The organism is Pseudorhizobium marinum (genome assembly GCF_000705355.1).
Lineage (GTDB): Bacteria > Pseudomonadota > Alphaproteobacteria > Rhizobiales > Rhizobiaceae > Neorhizobium > Neorhizobium pelagicum.
In genome coordinates this window covers 247699-265745 of the sequence record NZ_JMQK01000003.1, presented here as the reverse complement: position 1 = coordinate 265745, position 18047 = coordinate 247699, and the positions used below count along the sequence as shown (strand labels likewise).

Here is an 18047-nt window from a genome sequence, read left to right as displayed (position 1 = left end):
CGCCGGCAGCCTCAGCAGGGGGGAGTGCCATGGATCCGTTCGTCTTTCATACCGCGGGGCAGATCATCTTTCGCGCCGGTGCCGGCAGCGATATCGGCAGTATCGCCAGGACGACAGGTCGAGGCCGCATCCTGTTCGTGACCGACAGCGGGCTTCGAGCTCTCGGGCTCTGCGATGCGCCGCTCGCGTCCCTGCAAGCGACGGGTTCAGAGGCCATGGTCTTCGATCAGGTCGAGGCCGACCCGTCGCTGGACACGATCCTGAAGGCTGTGGCGGCCGGGCGGCAGGGGGAGGTCACGGGCGTCATCGGCTTCGGTGGCGGCTCCTCTCTCGATGTCGCCAAGGTTGCCGCCCTACTTCTCGGTTCGGGCGAGGATATCGCCGATGCGTGGGGCGTGGGAAATGCCAAGGGGCCGCGCCTGCCGCTGATCCTGGTGCCGACCACCGCCGGCACCGGATCGGAGGTGACGCCGGTCGCGATCGTCACGGTGGGCGGCGTGGAGAAGCGCGGCATATCCTCTCCCATCCTGCTGCCGGACATCGCCGTTCTCGATCCGAACCTGACGCTCGGCCTGCCGCCGCAGATCACGGCAGCAACAGGGATCGACGCCATGGTCCACGCAATCGAGGCCTATACCTCCAAAAGCCCCAACAACAATCCGATGTCGAAAATGCTTGCCCGTCAGGCTCTTCGTCTTCTCGGGGCCAATCTGGAGGAAGCCGTGTTCAACGGAAGCAATCTGCCGGCGCGGGGTGCAATGCTGCTCGGTTCTATGCTGGCTGGACAGGCCTTCGCCAACTCCCCGGTCGCCGCCGTCCATGCGCTGGCCTATCCGATCGGTGGCAGGTTCCACATTCCGCATGGCCTCTCCAATGCGCTCGTGCTGCCGCATGTCCTGCGCTTCAACGCAGCGGAGGCGGCGTCGGCCTATGCCGAGCTTGCGGTCGACGTCTTTCCGGATTTCGCCTCCATACCGGAACCGCAAGCGCGGTGCAGCGCCTTCATCGAGCAACTGGCGGACCTGCCGCGGCGGCTCGGTCTGCCGGTCCGGCTGCGGGACGTGGGAATCGGCGTGGAGCATCTGGCGCAGATGGCCAGCGATGCGATGATGCAGACGCGGCTGCTCGTCAACAATCCGCGGGAGCTCGCCGAGGCAGACGCCGCCGCGATCTATCGTGCTGCGTGGTAAGCGCTTGCTGCCTGCAAGCGGGTTTACACTAGGCCGAGCGTCACGGCGGCGACGGCCACGTAACGGGCCGTCTTTCCTATGAAGACCAGAAGAACAAAAGGCAGAAGCGGCTCTCGCAGAACACCTGCGACGACCGTGATCGCGTCGCCGCCGATGGGCAGCCAGCTCAGGAGAAGCGACCACTTGCCGTACTTCCGGTACCAGCGCTGCGCGTCTTCCAGTTTTTTGGGTGAGACGGGAAACCAGCGGCGGTCCCGAAAACGCTCGATGCCGCGTCCGATGAACCAGTTGACGACGGCACCCAGCGTGTTGCCCACCGAGGCGACGGCGACGAGGACCGGAAGGGAGTAGTCGCCGGAGAGGATCAGCCCGACAAGGATGGCCTCCGACTGCATCGGCAGGAAGGTGGCGGCCACGAAGGCCGCGCCGAAGAGGCCGGCATAGGCGCCGATGGTCAGCAACATTTTGCTCTTCCTCCCAAAAGAGAAGGGGCGGATCGACCGCCCCTTCCTTTGTCCAGATATCGTGGGCCTCAGGCCTGACGGAATTCGTCGCGTTCCTCCGTTGCGGCCTCGCCGGCAACAGCTGCGGCTTCCTTGGCGCGGCGCGTGCGCCAGTCGCCGAGGAAGAGCAGGATCGGTGCAGCGATGAACACGGAGGAGGAGGTCGCGATGAGAATGCCGAAGACCATCGGGATCGCGAAGCTCGACACGGCGCTGCCGCCCCAGATCGCCATGGGTAGCATGGCGAGGAAGGTGGTCGCGGATGTGTAGAGGCTTCGGGCAAGCGTCTCGTTGATCGAAAGATCGATCAGCTCCCGCAGCGGCATCTTCTTGTAGAGCCGCATGTTTTCGCGCATCCGGTCGTAGACCACGACCTTGTCGTTAACCGAATAGCCGACCAGGGTCAGCACCGCGGCGATGGCCGTCAGGTTGAAGTCGAGGCCGGTGATGGCAAAGAAGCCGATCGTCTTAGTGACATCGAGGACAAGGGTTGCAATGGCACCTACGGCGAAGGGCCATTCGAACCGGACCCAGATGTAGATCAGCATTGCAAGCGAGGCGAGCACGACGGACAGGATGCCGGCTGTGGCCAGTTCGCCGCTCACCTTCGGACCGACGACTTCGGTCCGCTCCACCTCCGCCGTCGGGTCGATCTGGACCACGGCGGCACGCAGACGCTGGACTGCCTCCGTCTGCGCTTCTTCGCCGCCCTGCTGGCGCTCGACGCGAACGAGCAGGTGGTTCGGACTGCCGAATTCCTGGAGGGCCACATCGCCTAGCTCAAGCTGATCCAGCTGGCTGCGGAAGGCGGCAAGGTCGGCCGGCCCTTCCGTCACCACTTCCATCTGGATGCCGCCCCTGAAATCGACGCCATAGTTCAGGCCTGGCGTGAAGAACAGGATGACGGAGGCGGTCGACAGGAAGAGCGACACGCCGATCCCGAAGAAGCGGGCCTTCATGAAGCGGATCTGCGTCCCATCCGGGACGAGCTTGATCGGCAGGAGAGGCTTGATGTCGATCTTCTTGAGCTTCATACGGCTGGCGGTCCAGACCATGGCCACGCGAACGATGGCCACGGCCGTAAACATCGAGATGACGATGCCGAGGCCCATGGTGACGGCAAAACCGCGCACCGGTCCGGAGCCGAACCAGAAGAGCAGGACCGTTGCGATCAGTGTCGTGACGTTACTGTCGACGATGGTGGAATAGGCACGCTGGAACCCGGCGTCGATGGCTGCAAAGGCGCTGCGACCCTTCCGGCTCTCTTCCTTGATGCGCTCGTTGATCAGCACGTTGGCATCGACCGCGATGCCGATGCCGAGCACGATACCGGCGATGCCGGGCAGTGTCAGCGTCGCCCCGAGCATGGTCAGGGCCGCAAATGTCAGGATGATGTTGATGAACAGCGCGATATTGGCGATCACGCCCCATCCGCCGTAGAGCAGGACCAGGAAGCCAACCACCAGCAGGAAGCCGATGAAGCCGGTGAAGATGCCCATTTCGATGGCGTCGGACCCAAGGTCGGCGCCGACGGTACGCTCCTCGATGACGGTCAGCTTTGCCGGCAGGGCGCCAGCGCGCAGCAGGGCCGAGAGCGTGTTTGCTTCCTCGACGGAGAAGCCGCCGGAAATCTGCCCGGAACCGCCGGTGATCGGCTGCCGGATGACCGGCGCGCTCAGGACCTTGTCGTCGAGGACAATGGCGAAGGGTCGGCCGACGTTCGCCTGGGTGATCTGGGCGAAGCGGTTGGCACCGGCCGTATCGAAACGGAAGTTGACGACGGGTTCGTTGGTCTGGGAATCGAAGGCGGCGCGGGCGTCCGTCAGCCGGTCGCCGGACAGTTCCACCCGGTCCATCACAGGATAAGGGTTGCCCTGTTCGTCCGACAGCATGGTGACGCCCGGTTCGTTCGGGCCGTTGCCGAGAAGGTGAAAGCTCATCTTGGCGGTGGAACCGAGAAGCTGGCGCAGGCGCGAGGGATCCTGCTCGCCCGGAAGCTGAACGAGAACCCGGTCCGAACCCACGCGCTGGATGGTCGGTTCGGCGACGCCGACCTGGTCGACGCGCTGGCGGATGATCTCGAGGCTCTGCTCGACCGCGGCACTCCCGTGGGAGGTGATGCCGGCTTCTGTGTAGGCGAGCGTGATGACGTTCGGACCTGGCGTCTCGACGTCCAGGTCGGACTGGCCGACGCTGGTGCCGAGGCCGACCGGATTGGCCAGCGTCTCGAGCTGCGTCACCGCCTCGTCCCGTTGTGCCGGATCGCGCAGGGTCACCGTGATGATATCGCCGCTGCGACGGATACCCGAGGGCTCTATGCCGTTGTCGCGCAGGACCTGGCGGCTGTCCTGCAGGAGGTTCTGGAGCCTCTCGTTGACGAGATCGGCGCGGTCCACCTCCAGGACGAGGTGCGAACCGCCGCGCAGGTCGAGACCCAGAGAGACGCGGCTGTGAGGAAGCCAGGACGGCATCCGGTCCAGTGTCGACTGTGGAAGCACGTTCGGCAAGGCGATCAAAACGCCTAGGAAGATGATGAAGGCGTAGCTCGCCATCACCCAGGGGGAATTTCTCATAAATCTGTTCCTGCTGAGCCCTTTGGCGCATTGCGGCAAGGGCACTGAATTTCAAAGGCGGTACGGCCAGTCCAGCTGGCTAGGCGTCAGGCTGTGAGCGGTGGCGCCCGGGGCTGAAACGAGGCGGCGATTGCGCCGGAAGGGCCGCGGCTGGCGCACCAGGCGCCCGCTATCGGCCTGCCGCACCGAGCGCCAGACATCATTGTCGGGCGCGGCAGAAGGCCACCGGAACTGTCCAGAGGTGTCGAGGCTGTCCCATCCCGTCGCGCCTCTGCCGACATCAGACGTGCAGGATCGCGCTTGGAGAGATGCGGAACATCGGAAGAGTTCTGGGTCGCAACGGCGCCGCTCCGGAGGCGAACCTCCCGGACGGTGTCGACCACCAGACCAAGAAACGCCATGAGGAACAGGCCGAGCGCCAGCGAGAGCCAGCAATCCCGCAGGGATTTGCAATGCTGATCGAATACCCGCGATGTCGGCGGGATTAGCGCCATCCGCTGCAACTCCGAGCGTGCGAGCCTCAGTCTTGCCGAGGCAGGATGCCGCCTTCTACTGGAGACCTCCCGGGGGGTCAATGTTCCCGGGGGGATCGTCGTTCTGCGATCGGCGGCGGAGTGGCCATGGGTCGGTTAACCGGGCGATCTGGATTGACTGGGAACGGCGCGCGCTTCTGGGGGATCCGACACACGCAAGCACGGTTTGAAAACGCCACCGAGATCATGCTCCGCGTTCGCTCTTCGGCGAGGCGAATGCACCCTCATATCGCGCGTTGACATCCGTCTGCCAAAGCAGAAGAGTGCCGTCACGGCGACTGCGTTCGGGGGGACATGATGTCTAAGCGCGTATTCTTCAGCCTTTCTGTCTTTCTCTTCTGCGCATTCAGTTCCCTCTCGATTGCGGCCGACCGGCGCATCGAGACAACGCCGGACGCCGATTACTTCGGCTTTGACCTGAGGACCGTACAGAGCGTGTCGCAGGACCAATGCGAGGCGGCCTGCATCGGCGACAAGGCCTGCAAGGCCTTCACCTACAACACCAAGGCGCAGTGGTGTTTCCTGAAGTCCGACTTCAACCAGCTCATGAGTTTTCCGGGTGCCGTTGCAGGCAAAGTCGTCGAGGTGGCGAGCGAACCGGACCTGGGTGCTGCCCCTCGCCTCTCCTTCCTGTCCGACGATCTGCTGCAGCAGGCCGCTGCGCAGAAGGACGGGCTGGAACTCGGCGACAACCAGCAGGGCTATGGCGGCGACGAGCTGGCGACGATTGCCCAGAGCGAGCTTCTGGCCGGCAATGTCGATAACGCCGTCTACAACTACCGGGGTGCGCTTTCGCTCGACCCGGACGATGGTGCTCTCTGGGTGGAACTGTCACGGGCAGCGGGATCGGCGGCGGACAATCCTGACATGGCGAGTGAGGCGGTGCTTGCCGGCATCAACGGCTACAAGCTCAGCCGCACGGCCGGGGCGCGTGCTGATGCGCTGGCCGTGCTGGCGGCAGCTCTTGAGGCACAGGAGAATTACCGTTCAGCCCTGAGTGCCTATAAGCAGAGCCTCGCACTCGTCAGTGCCCGCACGGTCCAGATGGCCTATGCCGACCTTCGCGAGCGCCAGGGCTTTCGAGTCGTGGGCAATACGATCGATGCCGACAGCGCAAACCCGCGAGCCTGCATTCAGTTTTCCGAGCCGCTGGTGAAATCCTTCGACTATACGCTCTTCGTGGTGGTCGACGGGCAGGCCCCGGCGGCGATCGAGGCAAAGGACAACCAGATCTGCCTGGAAGGGCTCGCGCATGGCCAGCGGCTGAAGCTGTCGCTTCGGCGGGGGCTGCCGTCCTCCGTCGAGGAGAGCCTGGAGGCGCAGGTCGATCTCGACCTCTACGTCAAGGACCGCCAGCCGATGGCGCGCTTTACCGGCGATGCCTTCGTGCTTCCGTCGACGGCACGGCGCGGCATTCCGATCGTGTCCGTCAACACCGACAAGGCCGACCTCAAGCTCTATCGGGTCGGCGACCGCAATGTCGTGTCGCTGCTGACGAGCTCGCAGTTCCTGACGCAGATGGACGGCTACAGTGCGTCGCGGATCGAGGACGAGAGCGGCGAGCTGGTCTGGCAGGGGTCGATCGACGTCGCCCAGGATCTCAACAAGGAGGTGGTTACCAGCTTCCCGGTCGACGAGGCGCTGCCGTCGCGCAAGCCGGGCGTCTACGTGCTGACGGCGGTCGCTTCCACCGGCGCCAATCGGGACTGGGACAGCAAGGCGACGCAATGGTTCGTCGTGTCCGACCTTGGACTGTCGACCTTCGCCGGTACCGACGGTCTCAACGTCTTCGTCCGGTCGCTCGGGTCCGCCAAGCCGCTCGCCGACATCGAGCTGCAGCTGCTTGCCAAGAACAACGAGATCCTCGGAACGGCCACGACGGACGAAGACGGACGGGCGGTGTTTACCGCAGGCCTGATCCGCGGAACGGCGGCCATGGCCCCGGCGATGATCACCGCCAGGAACGGTGATGAGGATTACGTCTTTCTCGACATGACCCGGGCCGGGTTCGACCTCTCAGACCGTGGCGTCACCGGGCGGCCAGCGCCCGGTGCCATCGACGTGATGGCCTGGACGGAACGTGGCATCTATCGACCGGGTGAGACGGTCCACGCCTCGGTGCTGGCGCGCGACACAGAGGCGGAGGCGATCGAGAACCTGCCGCTGACCTTCGTGTTCCTCCGGCCGGATGGCGTCGAGGACAGGCGTATCGTGGACAACGGTACGCTCGGAGGCCATGCCCTCGAGCTACCGCTGCTGGAGACCGCCATGCGCGGAACCTGGACGATGCAGGTGTTCACCGATCCGAAGGGTTCGGCGATCGGCCAGCATAGCTTCCTGGTCGACGACTTCGTTCCCGATCGCATCGAGTTCGACATTTCAGCTGCAGGCGAGGAGATCGAGCCGGGGGTCGCGCTGCCGGTGACGATCGACGGCCGCTATCTTTACGGCGCGCCGGCTGCGGGTCTCTCGCTGGAAGGCGAGGTGGTTCTGAAACCGGTTCGAGAGGCGACGGCGTTCCCCGGGTACCAGTTCGGACTGACCGACGAGGAGGCCAGCGAAGCCGTGCGGATCCCGATGCAGGACCTGGCCGATCTCGATGAGGATGGACAGGCCGTGCTGGAGGTTTCGGTCGACGAGGTTCCGGCGACGACGCAGCTGCTTGCCGCCGATATCGTGGTGCGCATGCGCGAGGCAGGCGGTCGCGCCGTCGAGCGGACGCTGACGCTGCCGGTCAAGGCAGACGCGGCCCGGATCGGCATCAAGCCGCAGTTTTTCGGTGACCTGCCGGAGAATGCCATGGCGGCCTTCGACGTCATTGCCGTCGATCCGGGCGGCCAGAAGACGGGCCTGACGGATCTGTCCTGGACGCTCTTGAAGGTCGAGCAGGACTACCAGTGGTACCGGGAGGGCAGCGCCTGGCGGTTCGAGCCGGTTAGCCGCACCAGCCAAGTGGCGGATGGCGTGCTTGCCGTTTCAGCGGAGGGAGCGACCGTTTCCGCACCGGTCACATGGGGCCGCTATCGGCTGGAGATCGAGAGCGATGATCCGAACGGACCTGCCACCAGCGTCGAATTCGACGCCGGCTGGTTCGTTACGGCGAGCTCCACGGAAACGCCGGATGCCCTGGAGATCGCCCTCGACAAGCCGAGCTATACGGTCGGCGAGACCGCGAAGCTGAAGATTTCTTCGCGCTATGCCGGCGAGCTGATGGTGGCCGCCGGCGCGGAGGCCTTGATCTCCGTCCAGACCGCGAGCCTTGGAGCCGACGGCGGCGAGGTCGAGATTCCGGTGACCGCAGACTGGGGCGCCGGTTCCTATGTCACGGCAACGCTCTACCGCCCGGGCGAGGCGCAGGACAGCCGGATGCCCATGCGGGCGATCGGCATCACCTGGCTCAAGGTCGATCCGGCGGATCGCGATCTCGAGATTGCCATCGAAGCCCCCGAGCAGACCCTGCCGCGCCAGCCACTCGACATCTCTATAAACGCCGTCGGCGCCGGTGTTGGTGAGGAGGCGTATGTCACCCTTGCGGCCGTCGACGTCGGCATACTCAACCTGACGCGCTACGAGCCGCCGGCGCCCGACGACTGGTATTTCGGCCAGCGCCGCCTCGGCCTCGAGATCCGCGATCTCTATGGGCGCCTGATCGACGGATCGCTCGGCGCCGCGGGTCGAATCCGCACCGGCGGCGATGGCGGCAGCATGGCCATCGAAGGCAGTCCCCCGACGGAAAGACTGGTCGCCTTCTTCTCCGGCCCCGTGCGGCTCGACGATGCCGGTAGGGCGACAGTCTCCTTCGACATTCCGCAGTTCAACGGAACCGCTAGGCTGATGGCGGTCGCATGGTCGAAGTCCGGCATCGGCCATGCGGTGAAGGACGTGGTGATCCGCGATCCGATCGTCGTGACGGCAAGCCTGCCGCGCTTCCTGGCGCCGGGGGACGAGAGCCGGCTGCGGCTCGACATTGCCAATACCGATGCACCGACCGGTTCGTATGAGCTTACCGTCACGGGCAATGATCCCATTGCGATCGCGCCGGAGGCGGCCACGCAGAGGATTGACCTGGTTTCCGACGGCAAGCTGGACGTCAACGTTCCGCTGACGGGCGTGGAACCGGGGAACGGCCAGGTCACCATCCGCCTGGAGAATGCGTCCGGCCTTTCGCTGGAGCAGGTGCTCAACATTCCGGTGCGGCCGGCGACGCTGCCCCAAACGGAGCGCCGGATCGTGGCTCTCTCGCCCGGCAACAGCCTCACCGTGAGCGGCGACCTGCTGGCCGACAGCATCCTGCCCGGTGCATCCGTCAGCGTGAACGTCAGCCGCTCGAACGCCTTCGACATTCCGGCGCTGCTGATGAGCCTCGACCGGTATCCCTATGGCTGCACGGAGCAAACCACCAGCCGGGCGCTGCCGCTGCTCTATCTCAGCCAGCTTGCCGTCCAGAACGGGCTGGCGGACGATGCGGAGGTGGAGGGCCGCGTGCAGGAGGCGGTGCGGCGGATCCTGTCGAACCAGTCGTCCGGCGGCAGCTTCGGGCTCTGGGGCCCTGGCGGCGGCGACCTCTGGCTCGACGCCTATGTCACCGACTTCCTGTCGCGGGCGCGCGAGCAGGGCTACGATGTGTCCGAACCGGCCCTGGTGCAGGCGCTGGACAACCTGCAGAACACGCTCGCCTATACCACCAATGTCCGCGACCAGGGCAGCGAGATCGCCTATGCGCTCTATGTGCTGGCCCGCAATCGCAAGGCAGCGATCAGTGACTTGCGCTACTATGCGGATACGCTGCTGGACGAGTTTCCGACACCGCTCGCCAAGGCTCATCTTGCGGCGGCGCTCTCGCTCTATGGCGACGGGCAGCGCTCGAGACGTCTCTTCGTCGACGCTCTCGGCATGGCGGAGCAATCCCAGGTCCAGCCGGTGAGCCTTGCCCGCTCCGATTACGGATCTGCGCTGAGAGATGGCGCGGCCGTGCTGGCTCTTGCCGCCGAAAGCCGGCCGGTGCCGCCGATCGTGCCGGCGCTGGCGGAGATCGTTGCCGAGGAGTGGCGGCAGAAGGCCTATACCAGCACACAGGAGCAGACCTGGATGCTGCTGGCGGCCAATGCCCTTCAAGGTGGCGACGACGATCTGCTTCTGGACGTCAATGGTGCGGAACACCGCGGCAGCCTGATGACGCGCATGGCGGGGGAAGCAGTGCTCGATCATCCGCTGACGGTGACGAACAGAAGTGCCGATCCCCTGTCTGCTGCCATCACCACTGTGGCCGCGCCGGTGCAGCCGCTTGCGGCCGGGGGTGACGGCTTCAGCATCGATCGCAGCTACTACACGCTGGACGGGGAGCCGGCCAACGTGTCGGAGGCCCGCCAGAACGATCGCTATGTGGTCGTGCTGACGATCAACGAGACGAACGACTGGCCCTCCCGGATCCTGGTGCAGGATCTCTTGCCGGCGGGCTTTGAAATCGACAACCCCAGCCTCGTCAACAGCGCCCAGCTTGCCAACTTCGATTGGGTCGGCGAGGTGGAGCCGGCGCATACGGAGTTCCGCAACGACCGCTTCGTTGCGACCTTCAACCGGAACACCGGCGACAACCGCGAGATCTCTCTCGCCTATGTGGTGAGGGCGGTGGCGCCGGGGGTCTATGATCATCCGGCGGCGCAGGTGGAGGACATGTATCGGCCGCAGCTCTTTGCAACGACTTCGGCCGGACGCATGGAGGTCGTGGCGGCGCCCTGAGATGAAGCCCTGGCACAAGATTTCCGTCAACCTGTTTTCGGTTCTCGTCCTGATGGCAGGGTTGGCCGCGGGGCTCGACGCCGCCGACCGGGCTTATCCGCCGCCCCTGGAGACGGCGGCCCTCGTCTCGAGCGAAGTGGTGGATTCCGACGGGCAGCTGCTGCGTGCCTTCGCGACACGGGAGGGGCGCTGGCGCCTGAAGACCAACCTCGGCGATGTCGATCCGAGGCTTGTCGAGATGCTGGTCGCCTACGAGGACCAGCGGTTCTTCCAGCACTCTGGCGTGGACATTCTGGCGATGGGAAGGGCTGCGCTGCAGCTTGTCGGCAACGGTCGCGTCGTCTCGGGCGCTTCCACGCTGTCGATGCAGGTGGCGCGGCTGATCGAGCCGCGCCCGGCGCGCTCCCTGTCCGCCAAGGTGCTGCAGTTGATCCGGGCGATCCAGATCGAGCGGCGCATGAGCAAGCAGCAGATTCTGGAGCTCTACCTGACGCATGCACCCTACGGCGGCAACCTCGAAGGCGTGCGGGCGGCAAGTCTTGCCTATTTCGGCAAGGAGCCCCGGCGGCTGACGGTGGCGGAAGCGGCGCTCCTCGTCGCCCTGCCGCAATCGCCCGAAGCCCGCCGGCCGGACCGTCACGCCGGGGCCGCGGAAACGGCGCGCGATCGCGTTCTCTCCCGGCCGGCCGTGGCCGCGGTCACGGGTCACGGCGAGGCGGAGCGGGCGGCCGGCGAGCCTGTGCCTCGCCGTCGGCAACAGTTGCCGGCCCATGCCGCGCATGTGGCCGAAGCCGCCATCCGAATACAGCCCGGCGCTCCGGTGCATCGGACGACGCTGAAAATGACCGTCCAGCGAGCCCTGGAGCAGGTGGCGCGCGAGGTCGCGGAGACACTGGATCCCAAGGTGTCACTGGCGATGGTCATGGCCGATGCCTCGACCGGGGACATTGTCGCGGAGGTCGGGTCGGCTGGCTACTTTGATGCGAGCCGTTCGGGCTGGATCGACATGACGCGCGTCAACCGCTCGCCGGGGTCGACGCTGAAGCCCTTCATCTATGGGCTCGCCCTGGAGCAGGGGCTCGTGTCGCAGGAGACGATCATCGAGGATCGGCCCGCGAACTTCTTCGGTTACCGGCCCAAGAACTTCGACATGAGCTACCAGGGCGACGTGTCGGTCCGGGAGGCGCTGCAACTGTCTCTGAACGTGCCGGCGGTGCGGCTGCTCGATGCGGTGGGGCCGTCGCGGCTGATGGTCCGGCTGAGACGCGCGGAGGTGCATCCTGTCCTGCCGACCCACGAGGCGCCCGGCCTCGCCATCGGTCTCGGCGGCGTGGGCATGTCGCTCAAGGACCTGGTTCAGGCCTATGCTGCGCTGGCCAACCGCGGACAGCCGGTCCGGCTCGGCAACGGCATCGAGGAACAGCCCGGGGTGATCGGCGGCGAGCCCCTTTTCGAACCGCCGGCCGTCTGGAACGTGGTCGACATCCTCTCCGACGTCTTGCCGCCGCAGGGCAGCCGTCGGCTCGGCATCGCCTACAAGACCGGCACCAGCTACGGCTACCGCGACGCCTGGTCGATCGGCTTCGACGGGCAGCATGTTCTGGGGGTCTGGGTCGGCCGGCCCGACAACGGGGCAGTGCCGGGCATCTCCGGCTATCAGACGGCTGCTCCCATCCTGTTTGACGCCTTTGCGCGGTCGGGCGTGGTGCCGGTCGCCCTGCCAAATCCGCCAGCCGGGGCCTTGCGCCTTTCCCAGTCCGATCTGCCCATGAGCCAGCGGCGTTTCTCCACGAGCGAGAACGGGCTGATCTCCGCGTCCCGACGCGAGCCTGCGCCACAGATCGTCTATCCTCCCGAAGGAGCAAGGGTGGACCTCAGCATGGGGGAGAAGGGGGAGCTGATGCCGCTGGTGCTGAAGCTGCAGGGAGGCAGGGCGCCGTTCCGCTGGCTCGCCAACGGACAGCCTCTGGAGGCTGTCTCCCGTCGCCGATCAAGCGAATGGCTGCCGGACGGGGCGGGGCACGCGACGCTGACGGTGATCGACGCCGACGGCCATGCCGCCAGCGTCAGGATCTTCGTCGAATAGTCTCAGGCGGCGCTGGTCGCCTTCTTGCCGGCCACACGGCGGCGGATGGACTCAAGGTCCGCCCGCGGCGTCGCGGCAAACAGCGTGCGCGTGTACTCGTGCTTGGGGTCCGAAAAGACCTCTTCGCGGGTGCCGTGCTCCACGGCTTCCCCGAAGTACATGACCATCACCTCGTCGGCAATGTAGCGCACCACGGAGAGATCGTGGCTGATGAAGACATAGGTCAGCCCGAACTCGTCCTGCAGGTCGGCGAGCAAGTTCAGCACCTGTGCCTGGACCGAAAGATCGAGCGCGGAGACGGGCTCGTCGAGCACCAGAAGCTTGGGGTTCAGCATCAGGGCGCGGGCGATCGCAATGCGCTGGCGCTGGCCGCCGGAGAACATGTGCGGGTAGCGGTTGAAGTGTTCCGGCCCCAGGCCAACCTTGACCAGCATCTCGTTGGCGCGATCGCGACGTTCCGCGGACGACATGTCGGTGTTGATCAGCAGGGGCTCGCCCAGCACGTCGCCGATCTTCTGGCGGGGATTGAGAGAGCCGTAGGGGTTCTGGAAGACGATCTGGACCTTCTGGCGCATTTCCTTGGTGAGATGGCCGGGGCGCGTGTCCGTCTTCTTGCCGTCGATGATGAGATCGCCGCCGGTGGGCTCGTCGATGAAGGTCAGCATGCGGGCGAGCGTCGACTTCCCGCAGCCGGACTCGCCGACGATCGCCAGCGTCTTGCCGCGCTCCAGCGCGAAGGAGACGCCCTTCACGGCATGGATGATCTTCTTGGGCTTGAACAGGCCGCCCGGCAGCTCGTAATCGCGCCGGATGTCGCGGACCTCAAGCATGATGTTCGTGTCGTGGTCGGTCATACGCGTGTTTCCGCTGGTTCAGGCGTGCCGTCGAAGAAGTCGGAAACGGTCGTCAGACGGTCGCCGGTGGCATTTTCGGGCAGCGCCGCAAGCAGGGCCTTGGTGTAGTTGCTCTTCGGGTTCTCGAAGAGGGTCAGCACGTCGGCTTCCTCCATCTTCCGGCCCTTGTACTGCACGATCACGCGGTCTGCAGTTTCGGCAACCACGCCCATGTCGTGGGTGATCATGATGAGGCCCATGCCGTTCCTGGCCTGAAGCGCCATCAGAAGATCGAGGATCTGCTTCTGGATGGTCACGTCGAGTGCCGTGGTCGGCTCGTCGGCGATCAGCAGTTTCGGATTGCAGGCAATCGCGATGGCGATCATGACGCGCTGGCACTGGCCGCCGGACATCTGGTGCGGGAAGTGGTTCAGCCGCTCCTCCGGGTTTGGCAGGCCAACCTGGTTGAACAGTTCGATCGCACGTGCCCGGCGGGCCTGCTTGTCGAGGCCGAGGTGGATGCGCAGCACCTCCTCGATCTGGAAGCCGACCGTGAAGCACGGGTTGAGGCTGGCGACAGGCTCCTGGAAGATCATCGCGATATCCTTGCCGATCAGCTTGCGCCGCTCGCCAGGGCTGATGTTCTGGATGTCGCGGCCTTCGAAGAGCATGCGGTCGGCGGTGATCTTCGCCGTCCAGGGGAGAAGCCCCATGACGGCCAGCATGGCAACGGACTTGCCGGAGCCGGATTCACCGACGATGGCCAGCACTTCACCGGAGTTGACGGAAACGGACACGCCATCGACGGCGCGGAACCAGCCGGACGACGTCTCGAACTCGACCGTCAGGTTGTCGATTTGCAGAAGCGCCATGTCAGGACCTCTTCAGTTTGGGGTCGAGCGCGTCGCGCAGGCCATCGCCCATCAGGTTGATGGCCAGGACGGTGATCAGGATCGCGAGGCCCGGGAAGGTGACGACCCACCATGCGCGCAGGATGAACTCACGGGCTTCGGCGAGCATGGTGCCCCATTCCGGCGCCGGCGGCTGGGCGCCCATGCCGAGAAAGCCGAGTGCTGCCGCATCCAGGATCGCGTTCGAGAAGGAGAGCGTCGCCTGGACGATCAGCGGTGCCGTGCAGTTCGGCAGGATCGTCTTGAACATCAGCCGCAGCGGACCTGCGCCGGCTAGGCGCGAGGCCGTCACATAGTCGCGGGACTTCTCGGTCATCACGGCGGCACGCGTCAGGCGCACGAAGTGCGGCTGCAGCACGAGGGCGATGGCGATCATGCCGTTGATCAGCCCGGGTCCGAGGATGGCAACGAGCACCAGGGCCAGCAGCAGCGACGGGAAGGCAAGGATGATATCCATCAGCCGCATGATGACGGTGTCGATCCAGCCGCGATAGTAGCCGGCGATGACGCCGATGAGGATGCCGCTGGTCAGCGATAGGGTGGTCACGAATACGCCGATGAACAGCGAGTATTGCGCGCCGTAGATCAGCCGCGACAGGATATCGCGGCCCACGGGATCGGTGCCGAGCAGGTAGGTGAAGCTGCCGCCTTCCATCCAGACCGGCGGCATGAGAACGGCGTCGCGGTATTGTTCGAACGGCGAATGCGGCGCGATCAGCGGCGCAAAGATGGCCGTCAGCACAAGCGCCACGAAGACGTAGAGCCCGATGACGGCACCGCGGTTTTCGGAGAAGTAGAACCAGAAATCCTTGAGCATCCGGCGGCGCAGTGCCGCGCTCGACAGGACTTCCGGGGAGTTGTCGATATCAGGGATAGTATCGGCCATGGATGATCCTCCTAGTGCCGGATACGCGGGTTGATCAGGCCGTAGAGCAGATCAACAATGAGATTGACGAACATGATGATCGCCGCGATCAGCAGCAGACCGCCCTGGATGACAGGGTAGTCGCGCCGGAAGACGCTATCGACCATCCATTTGCCGATGCCCGGCCAGGAGAAGATCGTTTCGGTCAGGATGGCGCCGGCGAGCATGACGCCGATCTGCAGCCCGATCGTGGTGATCACCGGGATCATCGCGTTGCGCAGCGCGTGGATGCCGACAACGCGGAAGGGCGAGAGGCCCTTGGCGCGTGCCGTCCGAACGTAGTCCTCAGACAGCACTTCCAGCATCGCCGACCGCGTCTGGCGCGCAATCACCGCAAGCGGGATGGTGGCGAGCACGATCGACGGCAGCGCAAGATGGCTGAGCGCCGAGGTGAAGGCACCCTTCTGGCCCGACAGCAGCGAGTCGATCAGCATGAAGCCGGTCACGGGCGGGAAGTAGAACAGGAGCGAGATGCGTCCCGACACCGGCGTCCACTGCAGGATGCCGGAGAACAGGATGATCAGCAGCAGGCCCCACCAGAAGATCGGCATGGAATATCCGACCAGGGCAATACCCATCAACGACTGGTCGAAGAACGAACCTCGCTTGATGGCCGCGATGACGCCAGCCGGGATGCCGATGACAATGGCGAGGATGATCGCACAGAGGGACAATTCCACGGTCGCTGGAAAGAGCGCCATGAACTGATCGAGGATCGGTGTCTTCGATACGATCGAAGATCCGAAGTCGCCCGTCATCACGCCACCGAGGTAGTCGAAATACTGGACGACCAGCGGCCGGTCCATGCCGAGCTGCTGGCTGATCTGGGCATGGCGTTCGGGAGACATGACCCGCTCACCCGAAAGGAGCGCGACGGGATCCCCCGGCAGAAGCCGGATGAAGGAGAAAGCAATAATGGAAACCCCGATGAAAGTCGGGATCAGGACGGCGAAGCGCCGCAGGAGAAAGCCGAACATAGGAAACCTTCTGTGTCCTTGAGCCGCGGCAGGTGTTGGACCCTACTCGTGGCGCTTGAAGTGGTTTCACTTCATTTTTTCTGGGCTCATAAAGCAAATGCCGCGGGAAACGCAACGCGTCCCGCGGCATTTTCGTCAACTAGGCACGATTACTCGGCGATATCGACGTTTTCGAAGGTGAAATCACCCAGCGGGCTCTGAACGAAGCCGCTGACTTCCTTGCGCATCGGAACGATGGACAGCGAGTGATCGACCGTTGCCCAGGGCGCTTCGCGCTTGAAGACAACCTGTGCCTCTTCGTAGAGCTTGGTGCGCTCTGCCTGGTCGGATGTGACCTTGGCCTTCTTCACCAGCGCATCGAATTCCTCGTTGCACCACTGGGCGCGGTTATTGCCACCGACCGCATTGCAGCCGAGCAGCGTGTCGAGGAAGTTGTCCGGGTCGCCGTTGTCGCCGGTCCAGCCGAGCATGACAGCGCCGTCGCGATCCTTGGCCTTCGAGCGGTCGAGGTATTCGGCCCATTCGTAGGATACGATCTCAACAGTAACGCCGATCTTTGCAAAATCGTCCTGGATGATTTCAGCGGCGCGACGTGCATTGAGCATGTACGGACGCGAGACCGGCATGGCCCAGACCTTCATGGACAGGTTTTCGACGCCTGCATCCTGGAGCATCTTCTTGGCAGCGTCGAGGTCGTAGGCATCTTCCTCAACGGCGTCGTTGTAGGACCACATGGTCGGCGGGATCGGGTTCTTGGCCGGTGTCGCCATGCCCTGGAAGACCGCATCGACGATGGCTTCCTTGTTGATCGCCTTGTTCAGCGCCTTGCGGACCTCGACCTTGTCGAACGGAGCCTGGGTGGTGTTGTAGGCGAGGTAGGCGACGTTCAGGCCTTCCTGTTCCATCACCGTCAGGGTGTCGTCGGACCGCATGGTTTCGACGTCGGCCGCGTTCGGGTACGGCATCAGGTGGCATTCGCCGGCCTTCAGCTTCTGATAGCGAACGGCGGCATCGGTGGTGATGGCGAAGACCAGGTCGTCGATCTTCGGTGCGCCACCCCAGTAGTCGGCGTTCTTCGCGTAGCGGATGACGGCATCCTGCTGGTAGGCGATGAAGGAGAACGGACCGGTGCCGAGCGGCATCTGGTTCAGCTGCTCCATGGTGCCGTCGGCCTGCAGCTTGTCGGCATATTCCTTGGACATGATCGATGCAAAAGGCATCGCCAGGTTGGCAAGGAACGGGGCTTCCGGACGGTTGAGCACGAACTTGACCGTCATGTCGTCGACCTTTTCGATCGACTTGATCAGTTCCGGGAAGCCCATGCCGGCGGCATATTCCCAGGATGCGCCAGCAACGTACTGGTTCCAGGGGTTTTCCGCGTTGATCTGGCGGTCGATGGAGAACACGACGTCATCCGCATTGAGCTCGCGGCTCGGCGTGAAGAACTCGGTCGTGTGGAACTTGACGCCCGGGCGCAGCTTGAAGGTGTACTCGGTGCCGTCCTCGGAGACCGTCCAGCTTTCGGCAAGACCTGCAACCGGCTTCGTGGTGCCCGGCTCGAATTCGAGCAGGCGGCTGTAGATCGGATGCGCGGACGCGTCGAAGGTCGTGCCGGCGGTGTAGAGACCGGGGTCGAATCCTTCCGGAGAGCCTTCCGAGCAATAGACGAATGTCTTGGCGCTTGCGCCGCTTGCGAAGAAGGTTGCCGACAGCAGCGCTGCGGCAATGGCGAACTTGTGTTTCACGGGCTTTCTCCCAGTTAGGCGGTCCGGATGTT

The 18047-nt window shown here is 64.7% G+C and carries 10 protein-coding genes; 3 read left to right on the top strand and 7 right to left on the bottom strand.

Translation table 11 applies throughout. The annotated features are described in order from the left end of the window. Positions 1-29: 29 nt before the first annotated feature. Entirely contained in the window at positions 30-1190 is a 1161-nt protein-coding gene (locus EO99_RS0105225; RefSeq protein WP_029617589.1) for an iron-containing alcohol dehydrogenase, read from the top strand. Positions 1191-1213: 23 nt separating this feature from the next. Here EO99_RS0105225 and EO99_RS0105220 read toward each other — a convergent pair whose 3' ends face one another. Continuing rightward, positions 1214-1654 (bottom strand): YqaA family protein, encoded by a 441-nt coding sequence (locus EO99_RS0105220; protein WP_029617588.1) that lies wholly within the window; start codon positions 1652-1654, stop codon positions 1214-1216. A 68-nt stretch (positions 1655-1722) separates the two neighbouring features. Further along, complete coding sequence (gene secD / locus EO99_RS0105215; RefSeq protein WP_037111078.1) at positions 1723-4266, bottom strand: protein translocase subunit SecD; 2544 nt, start codon at positions 4264-4266, stop codon at positions 1723-1725. A gap of 830 nt (positions 4267-5096) precedes the next feature. Between secD and EO99_RS0105205 the strand changes: the two genes are divergently transcribed. Continuing rightward, a complete protein-coding gene (locus EO99_RS0105205) occupies positions 5097-10538 on the top strand; it encodes an alpha-2-macroglobulin family protein (RefSeq protein WP_029617585.1) in 5442 nt (1813 codons plus the stop codon). Position 10539: 1 nt separating this feature from the next. Beyond that, the gene (pbpC, locus tag EO99_RS0105200) at positions 10540-12624 is read left to right on the top strand and encodes a penicillin-binding protein 1C (RefSeq protein WP_029617584.1); all 2085 of its coding nucleotides are present in this window, start codon (positions 10540-10542) and stop codon (positions 12622-12624) included. A 2-nt stretch (positions 12625-12626) separates the two neighbouring features. Here the strand turns inward: pbpC and EO99_RS0105195 are convergent, their stop codons facing one another. The 5 genes from EO99_RS0105195 to EO99_RS0105175 form a co-directional block, all read right to left on the bottom strand. Beyond that, the gene (locus EO99_RS0105195; protein WP_029617583.1) at positions 12627-13478 is read right to left on the bottom strand and encodes a dipeptide ABC transporter ATP-binding protein; all 852 of its coding nucleotides are present in this window, start codon (positions 13476-13478) and stop codon (positions 12627-12629) included. After that, the gene (locus tag EO99_RS0105190; protein WP_077067035.1) at positions 13475-14329 is read right to left on the bottom strand and encodes an ABC transporter ATP-binding protein; all 855 of its coding nucleotides are present in this window, start codon (positions 14327-14329) and stop codon (positions 13475-13477) included. Before EO99_RS0105190 ends, EO99_RS0105195 begins: the two co-directional genes overlap by 4 nt. A gap of 1 nt (position 14330) precedes the next feature. Next, positions 14331-15254: an ABC transporter permease subunit gene (locus EO99_RS0105185; protein ID WP_037111076.1), complete on the bottom strand. Its 924-nt coding sequence runs from the start codon at positions 15252-15254 to the stop codon at positions 14331-14333. Positions 15255-15265: 11 nt separating this feature from the next. Then, a complete protein-coding gene (locus tag EO99_RS0105180) occupies positions 15266-16270 on the bottom strand; it encodes an ABC transporter permease subunit (RefSeq protein WP_029617580.1) in 1005 nt (334 codons plus the stop codon). A gap of 149 nt (positions 16271-16419) precedes the next feature. Next, positions 16420-18015: an ABC transporter substrate-binding protein gene (locus EO99_RS0105175; protein WP_029617579.1), complete on the bottom strand. Its 1596-nt coding sequence runs from the start codon at positions 18013-18015 to the stop codon at positions 16420-16422. Between the last annotated feature and the right edge of the window lie 32 nt (positions 18016-18047).